Annotated in this window: 19 protein-coding genes; 4 read left to right on the top strand and 15 right to left on the bottom strand. The window is 43.7% G+C overall.

The window, feature by feature from the left end:
* Positions 1-157: 157 nt before the first annotated feature.
* Entirely contained in the window at positions 158-2,326 is a 2,169-nt protein-coding gene (locus tag GFC28_RS16325; protein WP_044745904.1) for a cell division protein FtsA, read from the top strand.
* Between the two features lie 22 nt (positions 2,327-2,348).
* Here the strand turns inward: GFC28_RS16325 and ytxJ are convergent, their stop codons facing one another.
* The 3 genes from ytxJ to GFC28_RS16310 are packed head-to-tail and all read right to left on the bottom strand — an operon-like array spanning position 2,349 to position 3,489.
* Positions 2,349-2,678: a bacillithiol system redox-active protein YtxJ gene (gene ytxJ / locus GFC28_RS16320; RefSeq protein ID WP_044745903.1), complete on the bottom strand. Its 330-nt coding sequence runs from the start codon at positions 2,676-2,678 to the stop codon at positions 2,349-2,351.
* Positions 2,679-2,682: 4 nt separating this feature from the next.
* The gene (locus tag GFC28_RS16315) at positions 2,683-3,075 is read right to left on the bottom strand and encodes a YtxH domain-containing protein (RefSeq protein WP_044745902.1); all 393 of its coding nucleotides are present in this window, start codon (positions 3,073-3,075) and stop codon (positions 2,683-2,685) included.
* A 15-nt stretch (positions 3,076-3,090) separates the two neighbouring features.
* Positions 3,091-3,489, bottom strand: a complete 399-nt coding sequence (locus tag GFC28_RS16310) for a DUF948 domain-containing protein (protein ID WP_044745901.1) — start codon at positions 3,487-3,489, stop codon at positions 3,091-3,093.
* Positions 3,490-4,186: 697 nt separating this feature from the next.
* Between GFC28_RS16310 and GFC28_RS16305 the strand changes: the two genes are divergently transcribed.
* Entirely contained in the window at positions 4,187-5,302 is a 1,116-nt protein-coding gene (locus GFC28_RS16305) for an aminopeptidase (RefSeq protein ID WP_044745900.1), read from the top strand.
* An 86-nt stretch (positions 5,303-5,388) separates the two neighbouring features.
* On the opposite strand, the gene murC is transcribed toward GFC28_RS16305, so the two are convergent.
* The 8 genes from murC to GFC28_RS16265 form a co-directional block, all read right to left on the bottom strand.
* Complete coding sequence (murC, locus tag GFC28_RS16300; protein WP_044745899.1) at positions 5,389-6,690, bottom strand: UDP-N-acetylmuramate--L-alanine ligase; 1,302 nt, start codon at positions 6,688-6,690, stop codon at positions 5,389-5,391.
* Between the two features lie 308 nt (positions 6,691-6,998).
* Entirely contained in the window at positions 6,999-8,096 is a 1,098-nt protein-coding gene (locus GFC28_RS16295; protein ID WP_044745898.1) for a nicotinate phosphoribosyltransferase, read from the bottom strand.
* A gap of 165 nt (positions 8,097-8,261) precedes the next feature.
* Complete coding sequence (locus tag GFC28_RS16290; RefSeq protein ID WP_044745897.1) at positions 8,262-10,502, bottom strand: DNA translocase FtsK; 2,241 nt, start codon at positions 10,500-10,502, stop codon at positions 8,262-8,264.
* Between the two features lie 297 nt (positions 10,503-10,799).
* On the bottom strand, positions 10,800-11,405 hold the full coding sequence (ytpR, locus tag GFC28_RS16285; protein ID WP_044745896.1) for a YtpR family tRNA-binding protein: 606 nt from the start codon (positions 11,403-11,405) through the stop codon (positions 10,800-10,802).
* 23 nt (positions 11,406-11,428) lie between these two features.
* A complete protein-coding gene (locus tag GFC28_RS16280; RefSeq protein ID WP_044745978.1) occupies positions 11,429-12,226 on the bottom strand; it encodes a DUF1444 domain-containing protein in 798 nt (265 codons plus the stop codon).
* A 17-nt stretch (positions 12,227-12,243) separates the two neighbouring features.
* On the bottom strand, positions 12,244-12,558 hold the full coding sequence (locus tag GFC28_RS16275; RefSeq protein ID WP_044745895.1) for a thioredoxin family protein: 315 nt from the start codon (positions 12,556-12,558) through the stop codon (positions 12,244-12,246).
* Positions 12,555-13,094: a DUF84 family protein gene (locus GFC28_RS16270; protein ID WP_044745894.1), complete on the bottom strand. Its 540-nt coding sequence runs from the start codon at positions 13,092-13,094 to the stop codon at positions 12,555-12,557. Before GFC28_RS16270 ends, GFC28_RS16275 begins: the two co-directional genes overlap by 4 nt.
* A 48-nt stretch (positions 13,095-13,142) precedes the next feature.
* Positions 13,143-14,216, bottom strand: a complete 1,074-nt coding sequence (locus GFC28_RS16265; RefSeq protein ID WP_044745893.1) for a M42 family metallopeptidase — start codon at positions 14,214-14,216, stop codon at positions 13,143-13,145.
* A 129-nt stretch (positions 14,217-14,345) separates the two neighbouring features.
* Here GFC28_RS16265 and GFC28_RS16260 point away from each other — a divergent pair, with 129 nt between their 5' ends.
* Entirely contained in the window at positions 14,346-14,645 is a 300-nt protein-coding gene (locus GFC28_RS16260) for a PepSY domain-containing protein (protein ID WP_044745892.1), read from the top strand.
* A gap of 54 nt (positions 14,646-14,699) precedes the next feature.
* Here the strand turns inward: GFC28_RS16260 and GFC28_RS19405 are convergent, their stop codons facing one another.
* The 3 genes from GFC28_RS19405 to trmB form a co-directional block, all read right to left on the bottom strand.
* Positions 14,700-14,840 carry a hypothetical protein gene (locus GFC28_RS19405; RefSeq protein WP_156487549.1) on the bottom strand — a complete coding sequence of 47 codons (141 nt, stop codon included), beginning with the start codon at positions 14,838-14,840 and terminating at the stop codon, positions 14,700-14,702.
* 12 nt (positions 14,841-14,852) lie between these two features.
* Positions 14,853-15,716, bottom strand: a complete 864-nt coding sequence (locus tag GFC28_RS16255) for a YtnP family quorum-quenching lactonase (RefSeq protein WP_044745891.1) — start codon at positions 15,714-15,716, stop codon at positions 14,853-14,855.
* 94 nt (positions 15,717-15,810) lie between these two features.
* Entirely contained in the window at positions 15,811-16,455 is a 645-nt protein-coding gene (gene trmB, locus GFC28_RS16250; RefSeq protein ID WP_044745890.1) for a tRNA (guanosine(46)-N7)-methyltransferase TrmB, read from the bottom strand.
* Positions 16,456-16,680: 225 nt separating this feature from the next.
* Between trmB and GFC28_RS16245 the strand changes: the two genes are divergently transcribed.
* On the top strand, positions 16,681-16,950 hold the full coding sequence (locus GFC28_RS16245) for a YtzH-like family protein (protein WP_044745889.1): 270 nt from the start codon (positions 16,681-16,683) through the stop codon (positions 16,948-16,950).
* Here the strand turns inward: GFC28_RS16245 and GFC28_RS16240 are convergent.
* Positions 16,943-17,722 carry a phosphotransferase family protein gene (locus GFC28_RS16240; RefSeq protein WP_044745888.1) on the bottom strand — a complete coding sequence of 260 codons (780 nt, stop codon included), beginning with the start codon at positions 17,720-17,722 and terminating at the stop codon, positions 16,943-16,945. The genes GFC28_RS16245 and GFC28_RS16240 overlap by 8 nt on opposite strands.
* Between the last annotated feature and the right edge of the window lie 9 nt (positions 17,723-17,731).

The following is a 17,731-nucleotide window of genomic DNA, read 5'->3' as shown; positions in this document are numbered from 1 at the left end:
CTTTCGTGGTTTATAAAAGTAAAAAAATATGATACATTTCTATTAATTAGACATTATAATCTAAATGGATACAATTGTCACTAAAAAACTTTAGCAATTAAACGCATTTAAGTAATAAAGCAGCATATGACAAATTTTAAAAGAAGGTGAATTGTCCGTGAACAATGAGACAGCCATTTTTGCATTAGATATTGGAACGCGCTCTGTTATTGGGGTTATTTTACAAGAAATAAACGGTGCTTATCAAGTATTCGATGTGATAGCAAAAGAACATGATGAACGGGCCATGCTTGACGGACAAATTCATGACATCCCGGCAGTCTCGAAAACCATTATAGAAATTAAAGAGGCATTGGAAAAAAAATATGGACCGTTGCGACGCGTTTCTGTTGCTGCCGCTGGAAGAGCCTTAAAAACCGAACGGGCTGAAGCGACGTTGTGGGTATCCGGAAAGACGATGATCACCAAAGAAGATGTGACGCATTTAGAATTAAGCGCTGTGCAGCAGGCACAAGCAAAATTGGCGGCACAGCAGCAAGAACAAAGCCATCATTACTATTGTGTAGGCTATTCTGTAGTGAACTACAAAATTGACGGACAAGAAATCGGCAGTTTAATTGATCAGCAAGGGACAGAAGCAGCCGTTGAAGTGATCGCCACATTTTTGCCCAAAATTGTGGTCGATTCTCTTCTAGCGGCTTTACAACGCGCCAACCTTGAAATGGAGGCGCTGACCCTTGAGCCAATCGCAGCTATTAATGTGCTGATACCGCCTACGATGCGCCGTTTAAACGTCGCGCTCGTCGATATTGGCGCCGGAACTTCTGATATCGCTATCACTGATCTCGGCACCGTAGTGGCTTATGGAATGGTTCCGGTTGCCGGAGATGAGATTACGGAAGCGATTTCAGACCAATATTTATTAGATTTTCCATTGGCTGAACAAACAAAACGCGAGCTTTCCAAAAACACGACCGTCACCATCACCGATATTTTAGGTTTTGAAACAGAAGTGAACTGTGAAGAAATCGTTGCCTCCATTTCCGAGGCGATTGATCGGCTTGCCCAAGCCATCAGTGATGAAATCTTGCTTTTGAATAACGGAAAGCCTCCAAAAGCCGTTATGTTGGTTGGCGGCGGCAGCTTGACTCCTCAATTGCCAAAACGACTGGCTAAAATGCTTGAATTGCCGGATCATCGCGTGGCGATCCGAGGAGTAGAAGCCATTCCAAAATTAACAATCAGTCCAGACATCCATCTGCATGGGCCAGAGCTTGTCACCCCCATCGGCATTGCCATTGCATCCCAGCAAAATCCGGTGAAGTATGTTAGCGTCTCTGTCAACGGACAGCTTGTTCGCTTATTTGACATGAAGCAGCTGACCATTGGCGACTGTTTGCTGGCCAGCGGCATTTCCATTCATAAGCTATACGGAAAACCAGGAATGGCTCTTGTTGTCACTGTCAACGGACAAATGATCACCATTCCAGGCACACATGGGCAACCTCCGCTCATTACGAAAAACGGCATTCCAGCTGCTTTAGACACCTCCATTCATGATGGAGACGATATTTTCGTCGAAAAAGGGAAAGACGGGGAAGCTGTGTCCATTTCATTAAGAGAATTAATCGATGAGCTGCCGCGCAAAACCGTCACCATAAACGGAGACACGTATGAAATCAAAGCAGCGGTCTATCAAAACGGACAGGCTGTTTCTTTAGATACATATGTCCATGATCGCGACATCATTACCCTGAAAATGCCAGAAACCATTGAGGAATTGCTGCATGATCTCAGCCTCTCTCAATGGCTGACAAAGCTCAAACCATTTATCGTCTATCTCAATCATTCTCCTATTGAAATCAAAGCATGGGCTGGGACTATTTATAAAAATCAGCTGGAAGCGCGGTTATCATCAAGCTTTGAGGATGGCGACATCATTGAACTTACAGACCAAGCGGCACCAACGCTTCGCGAGCTGGCTGACGTTCAGCAAATCCGTTTAACCTACTCCGTCCCTGTCCGTTTTAATGGAGAGTGGATTACTCTTTCCAAACCTTTGGTGCAAGTTTATCGTAACGGACAGCTGCTTCATGAAGAGGATCAAGTTGAAAACGGATCGACTCTGGAGCTAGTCGAAAGGAAAATGGAGCCATTTATTTTTCAAGATATTTTTAACTATGTTCCAATCGATATCCCTTCGTCTGCTTCAGCGACTTTCACGTTGCTAAAAAACGGGGAGCGAGTGACATTTTATGAACCTTTGGCTCCGGGGGATGAATTAGAAATGACTTGGGAGCCCATCCATATAAACAAAAAATCATAGGCTGATCCCAAGTGATAAGGGATCAGCCTATAATTTGCCGCTTCAGTTCATCGTACGTAATGCTCCAATGCGAGGTGTGCCATTTAACAGAGCCGTTTGTAAACAGCAACGCTTGAGGCGATTCATGCTTTACGCTGAATGTCTCAGCAATGTAATTGGAAAGCGGCCGTGCTTCTTGCACATATAAATAATACGTGGCCACTTCCGGATGATCCTCTACAAACTTCTCGTACTCCTCGAAAGCCGCTCGGCTTATCGGGCACGTGAGGCTATGTTTCAATAACAAAAAATGTTTGACTTCTTGAACGATTGGTTCAAATTGTTCTACTGTTTCAAGCTTTTGTTTTCCCACATTTTCACTCCGCTTCATTCGGATGCTGTTTTTTCTGTTCCGCATCACTCAATGCCTGTTCTGTTTCTTTCAATAATCTGTCAATTGCTTCTTTATTGTTGTCCACTGGAATCCGGATCGCTTCTGTCTCCAGTTCAATTCCTTCATTTTCCTGCTCATTCATGTTGCTTTCCGTGTCTTTGGCTGCTGGTACTCGCTTAGCTACCTTTTTTGTTTTCTCTTTCGCAATTTCCAGCCATTCTGTAGCCTTTGTTTTCATTGGCTCCAAATTCCCTGTCACATTTATTTCTGCTACCCACTTTTTCCCCTTATCGCTTGTGAAAAATAGGGCCGTCGCAGCCCCAACCACCCCGCCAACAATCGCACCTAACAAAAAGCTCCCGTTATTTTTTCCCATCTTGCATCCTCCTTTTTAGTTTGTTTTTTTTCTTCTTTTCCATTTTCCCCATATTTCTAAAAAAGCATTTCCCCATTGTACCGCTTGAATGACTTTTTGCTCATTGCTCGACAGCTGTTTAGCTAAAGAATTGTTAAACGTTTGAATCGTCGCTCCTACCTGCTTGACGTTGTCAAATAATCCATTTAAGATCTCCATTTTTTTCTGTACATCATCAGCTACCGCATTCGTTTTATGCAATAGTTGAGAGGTTTCCGTCCCGATTTCATTCACTTGCTTTTCCATTCCTTCGATTGTTTTCGTCAAGCTTTGCAATGTATCTTGCACTCTTTTCAATGTTTTAACTAAGTACACAACCAAAATGAAAAAGGCAATCGCAATGAGTGCTACGCTTAAATATAAAATGATTTTCACATTTTTTCCTCCTCAATGCAACCTTTCTTACATAAGGAACTATTCGACCTCTTATCGACAAATTCCTTCTCTAACATTCTATATAATTTGAAATTTGAACAAACAGTCGACAAAGACAAGCGCCAAGGCTCCTGCAAGCATACGCTCCAAAGAAACGAATGGACATTTCTCGACACATCGGTAACGCGGCTCTGCATTCGAACAAACAACTGTCGAAAAATAGCACAAATCCCTAGACTGCTCCATTAAAGATGAAACAAATAGGATCAGGAAACATCCACAATCGAAAAAGTTTTGTGATTTGCCTTTCCGCACGCATTCGCGTGACGAAGGTTGGAGTCAAGACGTTTGATCCATTTATGGTTCTGTACAGCAGCTTCGCCCACCTAAAACAGCCCTCACTCTATCATACAACTGGTAACATATCAAGTGACAGTTATTCTATTCAACAAATTGGGCAAAATAGGATACAATCATTTTATATACATAGTAGGTAAAGCTTGTTGATGAATCAAAAAAGACAAACGGGACGCCCATGTTCCCCTATGTTTGTCTGATTGCGGCAAGCGGCAGGTTCCGTGCTATGCTGGCCATAAGATAGAAGACGCTCAGGTTTATCCTTGGCAATTCTGCATTTCTCAAGCAACGTCATGATCACCAATGCCAAAATCAATCGATTCAATGGGAGGAAGCGTAAATGAAAGATCCACGCATTGAGCAATTAGCCAAAACTCTAATTCAATACTCGGTTCGCCTGCAAAAGGGAGAAAAAGTATTAATTGAAAACTTCGGGCTTCAGCGCGAATTTGTCATCGCTCTCGTCCGGGAAGCCTATGCTGCTGGAGGATATCCGTTTGTATTGTTAAAGGATCAGCAAATTGATCGAGCCCTTTTACTCGGTGCACAAGAGGAGCAATTTCAAATGATGGCCGACTTTGAAGCAAGCATCATGGCGCAAATGGACGCTTATATCGGGCTTCGGGCCGGTGACAATATTAACGAATTTACTGATATTCCTGATGATAAAATGCGGCTTCATGGCAAAACCGTCATGCAAAAAGTGCATCGCGATATTCGTGTTCCCAAAACAAAATGGGTGGTGCTCCGTTATCCAAGCCCATCGATGGCTCAGTTGGCAAAAATGAGCACCGAAGCATTTGAAGATTTTTATTTTAATGTGTGCAATCTTGACTATAGCAAAATGGATCGAGCAATGGATGCACTCGTCGATTTAATGAACAAAACCGATCAAGTGCGCATTACAGGACCAGGAACTAACTTGTCCTTCTCTATTAAGGATATTCCAGCCATTAAATGCTCTGGACAGATGAACATTCCAGATGGTGAAGTATACACGGCTCCTGTTCGTGATTCTGTCAATGGCACTATTTCGTTCAATACGCCGTCTCCTTACCATGGCTTTACATTTGAAAACGTCAAGCTAACGTTTAAAGATGGCCAAATCACGGAAGCAACGGCTAACGATACAGAACGAATTAATCAAATTTTCGATACAGATGAAGGCGCACGCTATATCGGTGAGTTTGCCATCGGCGTCAATCCATACATCCAGCACCCGATGCAGGATATTTTATTTGACGAAAAAATTGACGGAAGCTTTCATTTCACTCCGGGACAGTGCTATGATGATGCATACAACGGCAATCATTCCGCCATTCACTGGGACATGGTGATGATTCAACGTCCGGAATACGGCGGCGGTGAAATTTATTTTGATGGAGTGTTAATCCGCAAAGACGGGCGCTTCGTCATACCGGAGCTTGAAGCGCTAAATCCGGAAAATCTCAAATAAGGTGTAATACAAAGAGCCGATTCATTGAATGAATCGGCTCCCCTCTTCTTCATCAGAAGAAAAGCACCAAGAATGAGCTCTCGGTGCTATGAATGAACGGTTTGCTCATATGCCTCTTGAAACTTTTGAATATCTCCGGCTCCCATAAAGACCAGCACCGCATGCGCATGCTGCTTTAATACCGATGTATCGTCTTCTGTAATTAGGCGAGCATGTGGAATTTTCGCTTGCAAATCATAAATCGACAGCTGTCCCTGATGCTCACGGGCAGAGCCAAAAATATCGCACAAATACACCTGATCCGCTTGCTGAAGGCTCTCAGCAAACTCTTGCAAAAAGGTTTGCGTTCTTGTATAGGTGTGTGGCTGAAAGATCGCAACAATTTCGCGATTCGGATATTTTTGTCTTGCCGCATCAAGCGTTGCCACAATTTCTCGCGGATGATGAGCATAGTCGTCAATCAAAATTTGATCGCCGATCTCTTTTTCACTAAACCGCCGCTTCACTCCTTGGAACGTTTTTAAACGTTCTTGAATAATGCGCACATCAATTTCTTCATAATGGCAAAGGGCAATGACCGCCAACGCATTGAGCACATTATGATCGCCAAAACGCGGGATTTCAAATGAAGCAAAAAACGTATTGCGAACAAATACATCAAACGAAGTTCCTTCTGTCGTTTTCACGATATTGCGCGCCTGAAAATCGTTGTCATCGCCAAAGCCATAAAACAAAACCGGGACCTTCGCTTGAATTTTTTGCAAATACTCGTCATCCCCGCATGCAATAATCCCCTTTTTCACTTGCATCGCCATCTCCTGAAAAGCGGCAAATACATCATCAATATTTGCAAAATAATCTGGATGATCAAAGTCAATGTTCGTCATAATCGCATAATCAGGGAAATACGATAAAAAGTGACGCCGATATTCGCAAGCTTCAAACACAAAATATTGGCTTCCTTCTACTCCTTTTCCAGTTCCATCTCCAATTAAATACGAGGTCGGTTTCGCTCCTTGCATCACATGAGCCAACAGCCCTGTCGTCGATGTTTTCCCATGTGCTCCTGTCACGGCAACACTTGTGAATTTTTGCAAAAAATCGCCCAAAAATCGATGATAACGAATAACAGGAACCCCTAATTCATGTGCCGCTTGAATTTCTTCATGCGTATCCGCAAATGCATTTCCAGCAATCACTGTACAGCCAGGGCGAATGTTCTCCCTGCTAAACGGAAAAATGGGAATTCCCCGCTCTTCTAGCGCTCTTTGTGTAAAAAAACGCTTTTCAACATCTGATCCTTGAACAATATACTTCATATCATGAAGAATTTGTGCTAACGCGCTCATTCCTGTTCCTTTAATGCCCACGAAATGGTAAACAGTCATATCGAAGACCTCCAACAATCGTCTGTCTGAACCTTTACGCCATAAAAATCGGCTCAATACGGAACCGATTGGTCTGGTTCGAGCATGATCGCTGTTTGATTCTGCTCATCTCCTTTGCAGAATCAAGCGACACTTTCCTCTGTAACACAGTATATGATGCTCCTATAGATTTGTCATTTGCCTGCTATATGTATTCTCACATTTCATCATTATATCACTGTTTTTCGTCAAAGACTATGATGAAAAAGGAAAACTGATAGTAGTCCTCTCTCTATCAGTTTTCCCCGCTTTCCTATATTGTATTGCCTTTACTCTACTTTTTCTAAACGAGGATTAGGGCGATATCGCCGCCCTGCCTTAGCTTGATGCTTGCCGTTTAACAGTACGTTATCTCCTGTAAAGCCAATATGAATTTTTAACAGGCTGCTCCCTACTCCATACATATCAACAGGAACCCCCTGTTGTTCAAATTCGATAATGCGCTGTTCATTAAATCCGCCGCTTACCACAATTTTAACATGTTCAAATCCTTCGCGGTCCAATGCTTCCCGCAGCGCAAAAACAAGCGGAGGATTCACCCCGCGCGGATCGAACGTCCCCAGCACTTCCGGATGACGGATAAAATATTGATCGATCATCGTACGTGATGTATCGACACGCACTCCTTTTAATTTATCGCCAAATTCCCTAGCTACACGAAGCGCATCTGTAATACAGTCATTATTATAATCGACAAGAACAACTAAATCGTCCTCTGGATACTTCGCATAATACGCCTTCGCGGCCGCTACGACATCCCCATCAAACAATTGAATCAGCGCATGAGGCATCGTTCCCATCCCTTGCTTGCCCCACCATTCATTCATCGCATGAGTCGCTTGGGCCGTAGAACCGCCGATAAAAGCGGCATAACCATCGCCAGCTTGTTGCGTATAATGGTCATCACGATCCCCCATAAAAATAATCGGTTTTTGCACTCCAGAAAGCGCAGCCGCTTTTACAACGTTATATACGTTTGTCGCTACCGATGTGCGGCGCGCCAAAATACCGTCAATAATCCCTTCCAGATAGCCAAAATTTTGATAAGGCCCCGTAATGGTGAGCACCGTTTCAAACGGACTTATTTTGTCTCCGTCTTTTAGCGAGTAAATTTCTAATTTTTCCGGCTCATCGGCAAAAGTTTTAACGAGTGCAATCACTTCATCCGTGCCGCACAGCACCGCATGCTCTTTTTGGAAAAATTGCATGGTGACGATGTTATCTGGGCAAAATTCGCGCACGATTTCCCTCGTTTTCAAAAAATAGACAGCGGAAAACCAGCCATCGCGAATACGCTCATCAAACTTGAATGTCTGGTTGGTTAATCTCTTAATTTTTCCCTGTAATTTTAATTCAATTTCCTTCATATTCTGCTCCCTCGCCTGCTCTAATTTATATAGCCGATATGGATTATCACACCATGATACGAACACCAATAGAAAAACTGACACTCCATAAGGAAAAGGGAGAATCCCCCTTTCCTTACTGCTTCGCATGGACGCTGTCAGAAAATCTATCTGTTATATAGTCAATCATATCATATGACCTTCTTGCAAATGAGCCAACTCTTCTTCCGTAATCAATACATCACGCGGCTTACTGCCTCGCGCCTCCGAAATGATTCCCTGCTCCTCCATCATCTCCATCAGTCGCGCCGCGCGGTTATAACCGATGCGGAAACGGCGCTGCAAGCTTGAGGTGGACGCTCCTCCTTGCTGCACAACAAATTCACATGCTTCATAAAACAGTTCATCCTCTTCGTTTGATAAAGACGCCTGTTTTAAAAAGTCATCCTGTTCGAATAAATAAGCTGGGGACATTTGCTGCTTCACATGGGACACCACTCGCTCGATCTCCTCATCGGACACAAAATTTCCTTGTATGCGCACCGTTTTCGATGTTCCATTCTCTAAAAACAGCATATCGCCACGTCCAAGCAGCTTTTCGGCCCCGTTTGTATCAATGATGGTCCGGGAATCGACTTGAGAAGAAACAGAAAAGGCGATTCTTGTCGGAATGTTTGCTTTAATTAAGCCTGTAATGACATCAACAGATGGGCGCTGTGTCGCCACGATTAAATGGATTCCGCATGCTCTCGCTTTTTGGGCAATCCGGCAAATGGCTTCCTCGACATCTGTTGGGGCAACCATCATTAAATCCGCTAGCTCATCAATGATAATGACGATATACGGAAGATGATGCTCTGGTGTCTGCTCTCTTCTCACCAGCTCGTTATATTTTTGAATATCCCTTACTCCAGTGTGAGCAAACAAGCTGTACCGCCGCTCCATTTCTTCAACTGCCCACTTTAATGCCCCTGTCGCTGCTTTGACATCGGTCACCACCGGACTGACAAGATGCGGGATGTCATTATATGGAGCGAGCTCCACCATTTTTGGATCAATTAATAATAATTTTACTTCATGAGGCGCCGCTTTATAAAGCAAACTGACAAGCATGGCATTGATGCAGACGCTTTTTCCTGAACCCGTTGCCCCGGCAATTAACCCATGCGGCATTTTCTTTAAGTCTGTCACCATTGGCATCCCCGATAAATCCAGGCCGAGCGCAACCGTCAGTGGCGAAGAACTTGCTCTAAAAGCTTCACTTTGCAAAATTTCACGGATCAATACTGGACGGCTTTGAGCGTTCGGCACTTCAATCCCAATCGTGCTTTTTCCAGGAATCGGCGCTTCGATGCGAATATCTTTTGCTGCTAGACTTAGTTTAATATCATCGGATAAGCTTGTAATTTTGTTCACCTTCACCCCCGGTGCCGGCTGCACTTCAAATCTTGTTACGGTCGGCCCTTGAGCTACATGAACCACTTTGGCTCCCACATTGAAATTGGCAAACGTCTCATTAAGCTGGGCACATTGATGATCCATCCATTCTTTATCATTCTCTTTTTGCTCCAACGGGGGCTGCAGCAATTCAAGCTGTGGAAAACGGTAAGCGGGTTCCCCTTGTTTTTTCTCTTTTTTTCGCGCCTCCCATTTTTCCCGATCTTGCTTGAGCATCATGACATTATACGGAATGCGAGAAGACGGGCGCTGTGTCGGCGCTTGTGTTTCTTGTGGTTCGTTCGATAAAGACGCTTCCGCATTTTGCTCCTCTGTCTTCGCTTTCTTCTCCTCTTCTGACGGTCTCCCGTCTTGCTCCTCTGATGGGCGAACATCAAGAAGCTGTTCCTCCTCACTATCCGCCACTTCTTCAATAGCAGAGGGCTGCGCCTCCTCTTCATCGCTTAAAGCTAATGATTCCCCAAGCGACGGCTGATGTCCGATCGGCTCCTCTTCTTTCTCGCTTCCATGCTCTTTTTCATCAGGTAGATCCATGATGTATGTAATAGGGAGGTCCAGATGATGGCTCAAAAGCGAATCCTGCTTCTCCTCAGGGAGTTCCGTCTCACTATCCCGCTTTTCCGGCTGCATTGGCTGCGGCCGTCCTTTATAACCGTAAATCGGCGAAGGTACTTCTGAAGGTCGGAAAGGACGCTTTTCCATCGCAGGACTTTCAGGTTCCCTTCTCGGCTTTTCCCTTCTTTCTTGTCTTTCTTCTGCTTCATCATACGTTTTGCTGCTTCTTTTACGACGCGTTGACGCTTCATCAGGAATCAACGGAAACCGAAACTTTCCAGTTGGATACTGATAAGTCACTTTCACATCGAGTTCAGCAGCTGTTTTCTCGATGGGCTGTTCTTTCCGCTCAATCGGCGGCTGCCTATCCTCTTCCTGCAACAAATAACGAACAAGCCGTTTTAACCATTTCATCTAGAATTCACTCTTTCTATTCTCTTTTCAACTCTCTATTTTACCAATTATAAAAAAAAAGTCACTAGAAGGATGCCTAGTGACTGAAATAAACTGCCCTCCACCGATGCTTCGCTTAAAGGTGGGAACTTCAAGCGACTTGTGCGTGTTTGCTTTCCTTCGTTCCGAAGGGGGTCCGTTTGAACGATAGAGGATCCTATCCGTTGGCGATCGCCAACCGAAATTCATCTCCCATTGTCGTTCAGCTTCGCAAAACTTTGAAGTGGAAAACTTCTTTCAGATAAATGTTAAATAACATTATTTTGTAAAAGCTTGTCCAACTTGATAATCATCAGACAAAACTAAAATCCCTTTTTCTTGCGGAGCGTTTGGCAATTCAAGCTCGCGGGCGGAACAAATCATTCCGTAAGAAGGGACACCGCGCAATTCAGCTTCTTTAATGACAAGGCCGCTCGGCATAACCGCGCCAATTTTAGCTACTACCACCTTTTGCCCAGCATCCACATTCGGTGCTCCGCAAACAATTTGTAGCACTTCTGAGCCAACATCCACTTGGCATACGCTTAATTTATCCGCATTAGGATGTTTTTGTTTTTCTTTCACATATCCGACAACAAATTTGGGTGAAAAATCAGCTTCAATGAATTCCGTAAAGCCATTTTTCTCTAAAAGCTCATTGATGGCCTCAATTAACTGCTCGTCTACCTCCACCGCTGCATTTTCTTCAAAAGAGTAATGGTGAGAAACGTTAAAAATATTGTATCCTACTGTTTCGTTCGTCGTTTCGTCAAAAATGCGAACAATATCGCCCTTTTTTTCAAATGCGCGGCTTTCTGGGTTCATCGTCCTTAAAGAAATAAGCAACACATCGCCAATGCCTTCTCGATTATAAAATACGTTCATTGCACCTCTTCCTTTCTTTCCGACTACTGTTTTCCCTTATTTTTTCCTAATATAAAAACTGGTTCCAATTCGCCATTTTCATATAAAAATGATAGAGCGGTTACCGGCACATGGCCGCTTGCAAAAAAGCTCATTGTCAGCTGGGCAAGCACATCATATCCTGTTTCGTTTTGGATGTCGGCAACCACCAAAACGTCCTGATGAGGCACAGCCAGCACCATCGTTCCGGTGATTTTTTGGGCCATTTCTTCTAAAAAACGATCGTTTAAAATTCGGCTCGCATCATAGCCATCGTTTGTGTTCACAAAATAAAAACGATTTCCTGCCACTTCATCTTCTTTGACAGGAGTCTCTAAAGACCGGATGTTAAAGCGGGCAATCTCCTTGATTTGATGGACATCCCAATTTTCCTGCTCAATCAGCGTTTTGTCAATCAGACGATACGTGTTTCCTAAATCGAGCGCGTAGTAGATCCGTGTTTCAGCTGTATGCTCCTCGTAAATCAGCGGAATCCCGTCTTTTGTTTCTGTAGGAAACGAGGTAGAACGGATTACCGGATAAATGTCCTTTTCTTTCCCCGACAGCGTATGGGCTTCATGCATTGTATGGAGCGCTTGTTCAATATAATAGACAACCTCCTGAAGCGCTTCCTCCTGCTTTTCCTGCCATTTCGCAATAATGCCTGGCAACGAAACGGTGACACCTTTCTTGGTTTGCGAGTCTTCAATGCGAAGCGTATCCTTTTTGCTGTCAAACTGAAATGTCCAATCTTCACGCGCTAGCCGTTTTTCAATTTCTTTCGCCATTTTTTTACTATCCATTTGCATTTAGGGCTCCTTCACTGCAATCCTTGAATGAATTGCTCAATTTCCTCTTTTGTCTTTCTATCCTTGCTGACAAACCGTCCAAGTTCCTTTCCACGATCGTAAGCGACAAAGCTTGGAATGCCAAAAATATTTTCATCGGTACACACATCTAAAAGCTGGTCACGATCAATATAATAAAATTCGTAGTCAGAAAACTGTTGTTCAATTTCCGGCAAAAACGGTTCGATAAATCGGCAATCAGGGCACCATTCTGCTGAAAAAACGAAAATAGCCTTCTTTTCCTGTTTGATTGCTTGGTATTCTTTAGCTGTTTTAACCGTATTCATGATTTCTCCTCCTTTATTACTCCATTTTTCGTCCAAAACTCATACTGTCCTCTCAACAATTTAACAATATGGCTAAACATTTCGGTCCGATTCACGTAGCCATGTGTAAAAATACCGATGGCCCCTTCTTTTTGGCGGATATTTTGCTGACCAGTATAGGCTTCCATCACCTCACCAAGCTCACGGCCGCTCCATACTCCTTCTGCCACCTCCAGCGGCAAAGGAATGCGTGCTCCCCCAGCGGAAACAACCATGCCATTCCGATCAACTAAAGCCCCCCAGTTGCACACCCACAATTGGCTATCCGCCTCAACAACGCCTCCTTCAAGACCAATGGCGATATCTGCCTTCTCTTTCTCAAGCGCATGCTTCGCCCGATTGATCGCCCCTGCTCTTGTTTCTTCATCAGAAAAAGGTTGGGCAGCTACAGCAGAATCAACCTTTGTTGGTACAATTACATGGCGCTCATTGAAAAAAATAGCTTCGACAGCGGCTACCTTTGCTTGATTCGTTGTACCGACGGCAATTCTCATCATGTCATCCCCCTTTCACGGAAAAAGAGAAGCCTCATGAAGACTCCCCCCTCAGTTTGCTTGACGAATGGACTCCACTGTCGACTGATCACATTGTTTCACTAACTCTATTAATAGCTGTTTAGCTGCTGCATAATCATCGACATGAATAATGGAAGCATGGGAATGAATATAACGAGAACAAATGCCAATAACAGCTGAAGGAATGCCGCTGTTGGCAATATGTACTCTCCCAGCATCTGTAGCTCCCGGAGAAATAAAAAACTGATACGGAATGCGATGCGTTTCAGCTGTATCGAGAACAAATTCGCGCATTCTCGGACTCATAATCATCGAACGATCATAGATGCGGACAAGCGCCCCTTTTCCGAGATGCCCAAATTCCTTTCGATCTCCTGTCATGTCATTGGCCGGGCTGGCATCCAATGCGAAAAAGATATGCGGCTGAATCATTTGGGCTGCTGTTTGTGCACCGCGCATTCCTACCTCTTCTTGCACGGTTGCCCCAGAGTACAAAACGTTAGGCAATTCCTCATTGTTTAATTCTTTTAACAGCTCAATGGCCAGCCCGCAGCCGTATCGATTATCCCAAGCCTTCGCCAAAATTTTCTTCGGATTTTCCATTGGGGTAAATGGACAAATCGGCACAATTTGCTGGCCCGGCCGTATCCCCATGCGTTCCGCATCCTTCCGATCATCCGCCCCGATATCAATAAGCATATTTTTGATATCCATTGGTTTATTTCGCTGTTCCTCTCCAAGCAAATGCGGCGGAACAGATCCAATAACGCCAATCACTGGCCCATGCTCTGTGATAATTTGTACCCGTTGTGCCAGCAGTACTTGGTTCCACCATCCGCCCAACGGCTGAAAACGGATCATTCCATTAGCAGTAATAGCCGTTACCATAAATCCCACTTCGTCCATATGACCAGCAACCATGACAATAGGCCCGTTTACATCGCCGCGTTTGACACCAAAAATACCGCCAAGCCGATCTTGTACGACTTCATCTGCGTATTTCTGTAGTTCCTTTTTCATAAATTGCCGAACAAAACGCTCATTCCCCGGTGCTCCCGGCAGTTCTGTTAATGTTTTGAACAGCTGAAGCGTTTCTACATTCATATGTTCCTAACCCCTTTTTCTTATGTCCTTTTTATTTTAGCGAACAACTCATATACTTTCCACTTTTCCCACATTTTTTTGAAAAATCAGGTATACTAAATAAAAGACCATGATTGAGGAGGGGAAAAAATGAGATGGAAAACATTTTTCGCAGGCGCCGCTGCCGGATTCGCAGCTGCTTATGCTGTCCAAGCCATGCGCGCACGCACATTCATTTCCTCAGAAAAGGCTCTCTCGTTGGCGAAAGACGCTTTTCAACGCTCTGCTCCCATTAGTGGTTCGTGGATTCAGAGCGAACCAGAGACATACGAAAAAAACGGGCTTGTTTATAAAGTATATAAAGGCGGCATTTGCCGTGAGAATGAACAGTATGAGGTTTTCATCGACGCCTACACAGGAACCATTATTGACACATACAGACTTTCATGAAAAGAAATGAAGGACATCTCCTTTCGAGATGTCTCAGACTGTTAACAAATGCTTTTATGCTGTGTCGCTGGCCTCGCTCGGCTTCGTTCCTTGTCTGTCAAGCATCTTCAAGCCATTCTGATACGGAAAAGTTGCCATCCATTGATGACAGTTAAAATAGTGGTAGACAAAGGAAACATGAACTTTGTCTACCACAGCGAATCTCTCCTAGCGAGATGCCTTCTCTTTTTCACGTTCTCGCGCAACGCTCGCGACCATTTCACCTGCTTCATTCCATTTGATGGCTCGATAGTAAGCGTCATGATAAAAACTCAGCCACGCTTGTTGATCCACCGCATATGGAATCCATTTTTGCTTTTGAGCAATGGATGTCATCGGATAGTCATCGTACGCTAACACCCATAGTACGTTTTGATGAGCATGTGTCGGCATTAAATCCGCTAAGTGAACGAGCTGTTCTCCTTCAGATTCGATGTGAATGATCGAATGGCCGTCACTATGGCCTCCTGTATGGATCATTTTAATTTCTGGAACAATTTCTATTTCCTCGGCAAACGTGACCACTTGTTCAGCGATCGCTTCCCAATTTTCTTTCCAATATGTATTGCGTGAACGAATATTGGGCTCCCTCATTTCGTTCCATTCCACTTGTGATGTCACAATTTGAGCGTTTGGAAAAACGGAAGCAAACTGATTTCCTTGCCGTTTCGTTAGCCCGCAAGCATGATCAAAATGCATATGTGTCATCAAAACAAAATCGACATCATTTGGGGTCAATCCCAATTCATGAAGCGACTTCTCAATGCTTGACTCTTCCGTCACGCCAAAGTTGCGCTTCTGCTTATCCGTAAGCTTTCCATTGCCGACGCCAGAGTCGATTAAAATATTTTTGTTAGCCACTTGCAAAAGAAGCGGATCGGTCCGCAATTCAATTTGATTGTTGTCATTGCATGGATACTTTTTTGACCAGAGCGGCTTCGGAACAACCCCAAACATCGCTCCTCCATCTAAATGAGTCACCCCTCCGTTTAACCATGTAATTTGCACATTTCCCACCTTTAATCTTTCCATTTCCCATCACCTCCATTTATAGTGTAACATTTCGGTGAATTTTTCGAAAATAAAAAATAAGGCTGCCTCGATCTTTCGAAAGACAGCCTTATCATTATTTTGCCCGATACTTTACTTCACAGCGATAAATTCGATTGCCCTTGGCCGCAAACTTTTCTTCGTATTCTGTCATCATATTTCCGGAAAAATCGCTATGATGAAGGTCCAAACTGACATATGTCAGGAGCAAGCCATATTGTGAGAAGCTCACAAGGGAATACTCGAACAACCCTTGGTTGTCTGTCTTGAAATGGATTTCCCCTTCAGATACTAAGATTTGTTCATATAATTCAAGAAAGGAATGATGAGTTAACCTTCTTTTTTCATGGCGTTTTTTCGGCCAAGGATCAGAAAAGTTTAAATAAATTCGTTCTACCTCGCCATTTTCAAAAAAACTAGCCAAATCTTTGGCATTGACATTCAACAGACGCAAATTTGGCAGATCGTTTTCGATTAATTTATCGAGAGCAGATACAATCACACTTTCATACAGCTCAATCCCAATGTAATTAATCTCTGGGTTCTCCTTAGCCATTCCTGTAATAAACTGACCTTTTCCCGTTCCAATTTCAATATGGATGGGATGATGATTTCCAAATAATTCGTGCCATTTTCCTTTGTATTGCTCTGGGTTTGGAACGACATATTGCGGATAAGCAGAAATTTTCTCCTTCGCCCAAGGTTTGTTACGTAAACGCATGCCAACACCTCTGTTTTTTTATCATCGTTGTCAACAATATCATGAATACCGACCGGTGTGCAAGATCAAAAAGAAAGAGTCCGCCGATGGCGCTTGAAGCTAGATGGCGCCTTGCTTTTTCTAAATTCTGAAATCATAAAGAAAAACAGTCGCGGCAACGACTGCTTGAGAATTGTATAAAACCGAAATGGTCCGCACATAGTAAGAAAAAAAGGATGAGTGCGTATGCCTTTAAACCATAACGATCAAATGACCGTATTAAAAGATATTTTATCCAATCACCAAACCGATTGCTGCGGTACGATAGCAGAATGCGAACAAATTGAAAGGCTTGTCAAATCCTTAATGGGAAATAAACAAGTCAGGTCACATGTAAAAAATGTTTTGCCTTCCATTTACCATTATGGACAAGCAGGAAAGAACAGCCCCAATCTTGATTCTCACATTTCTTCGTATCAACAGCAGTTATCGGAATGGGTGGACCAGCTTACTTAGAAATTAATATCGTTTGAAGGAAATGCAGGGATTGCTGCATTTCTTTTTCTGCGCATTTTTCTTTTTGCCAACTAAGCGTCTGCAACGTCTGTACAACTGCATACCATTTCATGCGCACACCTAAATCATCGGTCAGCTCCACTCCATAAAAATGAAGCCATTCTTCCCATTTTTCCTCCGGAATATACCAATATAAAAGCATTCCAATATCGATGGCTGGATCGGCGATCATCGCCTCGTCCCAATCGATTAAATAAAGCTGGCCATCATCAGCAAGCAGCCAATTATTATGGTTCATATCGCAATGGCAAACCGCCCATTCATTACATCGAATCGAAGGAAGCTTCTCCTCGAGCCACGCAAACGCTTGCTTGATAAGAGGTTCGTCGCTCCATCCGGTTAACATGGATCGCAGCTGTTCCATCATCATTTGCGGCGACAGCGGTTTTTTTCCTAATCGTTTTAACATTTCCAGCAAATCTTGAGAGCGATGAATTTTCCGCAATAAATTCGCGACTTGCTCGCTTCCCATATCATGCGGTTTAAGCTCTCTCCCGTCTAGCCATTGCTGGGCTGTAATTACATCTCCGTTTTCCATTCGCTTTGTCCAGACAAGCTTCGGAACGATTCCTTCTGCGGACAAAACAGCAAGAAAGGGAGAAGAATTACGCTTCAAAAATAATTTTTTTCCATTATGTTCAGCAACATATGCATCTCCAGTAGCCCCACCAGCCGGAGTGATATCCCACTCCTTTCCCAGTAACTGTTCCAACGAAGTTCA

The sequence above is a fragment of the Anoxybacillus sp. B2M1 genome, assembly GCF_001634265.1.
Lineage (GTDB): Bacteria > Bacillota > Bacilli > Bacillales > Anoxybacillaceae > Anoxybacteroides > Anoxybacteroides rupiense.
Note: the sequence above shows the minus strand (reverse complement) of the source record. Positions and strands in the feature narration are given on the sequence as shown.

Coding starts and splice junctions, on each gene's coding strand:
- GFC28_RS16315 (WP_044745902.1), bottom strand. CDS start 3,075: ATGGGAAAAAATAACGGGAGCTTTTTGTTAGGTGCGATTGTTGGCGGG.
- GFC28_RS16305 (WP_044745900.1), top strand. CDS start 4,187: ATGAAAGATCCACGCATTGAGCAATTAGCCAAAACTCTAATTCAATAC.
- murC (WP_044745899.1), bottom strand. CDS start 6,690: ATGACTGTTTACCATTTCGTGGGCATTAAAGGAACAGGAATGAGCGCG.
- GFC28_RS16295 (WP_044745898.1), bottom strand. CDS start 8,096: ATGAAGGAAATTGAATTAAAATTACAGGGAAAAATTAAGAGATTAACC.
- GFC28_RS16290 (WP_044745897.1), bottom strand. CDS start 10,502: ATGAAATGGTTAAAACGGCTTGTTCGTTATTTGTTGCAGGAAGAGGAT.
- ytpR (WP_044745896.1), bottom strand. CDS start 11,405: ATGAACGTATTTTATAATCGAGAAGGCATTGGCGATGTGTTGCTTATT.
- GFC28_RS16280 (WP_044745978.1), bottom strand. CDS start 12,226: ATGGATAGTAAAAAAATGGCGAAAGAAATTGAAAAACGGCTAGCGCGT.
- GFC28_RS16275 (WP_044745895.1), bottom strand. CDS start 12,558: ATGAATACGGTTAAAACAGCTAAAGAATACCAAGCAATCAAACAGGAA.
- GFC28_RS16270 (WP_044745894.1), bottom strand. CDS start 13,094: ATGATGAGAATTGCCGTCGGTACAACGAATCAAGCAAAGGTAGCCGCT.
- GFC28_RS16265 (WP_044745893.1), bottom strand. CDS start 14,216: ATGAATGTAGAAACGCTTCAGCTGTTCAAAACATTAACAGAACTGCCG.
- GFC28_RS16260 (WP_044745892.1), top strand. CDS start 14,346: ATGAGATGGAAAACATTTTTCGCAGGCGCCGCTGCCGGATTCGCAGCT.
- GFC28_RS16255 (WP_044745891.1), bottom strand. CDS start 15,716: ATGGAAAGATTAAAGGTGGGAAATGTGCAAATTACATGGTTAAACGGA.
- trmB (WP_044745890.1), bottom strand. CDS start 16,455: ATGCGTTTACGTAACAAACCTTGGGCGAAGGAGAAAATTTCTGCTTAT.
- GFC28_RS16245 (WP_044745889.1), top strand. CDS start 16,681: ATGCCTTTAAACCATAACGATCAAATGACCGTATTAAAAGATATTTTA.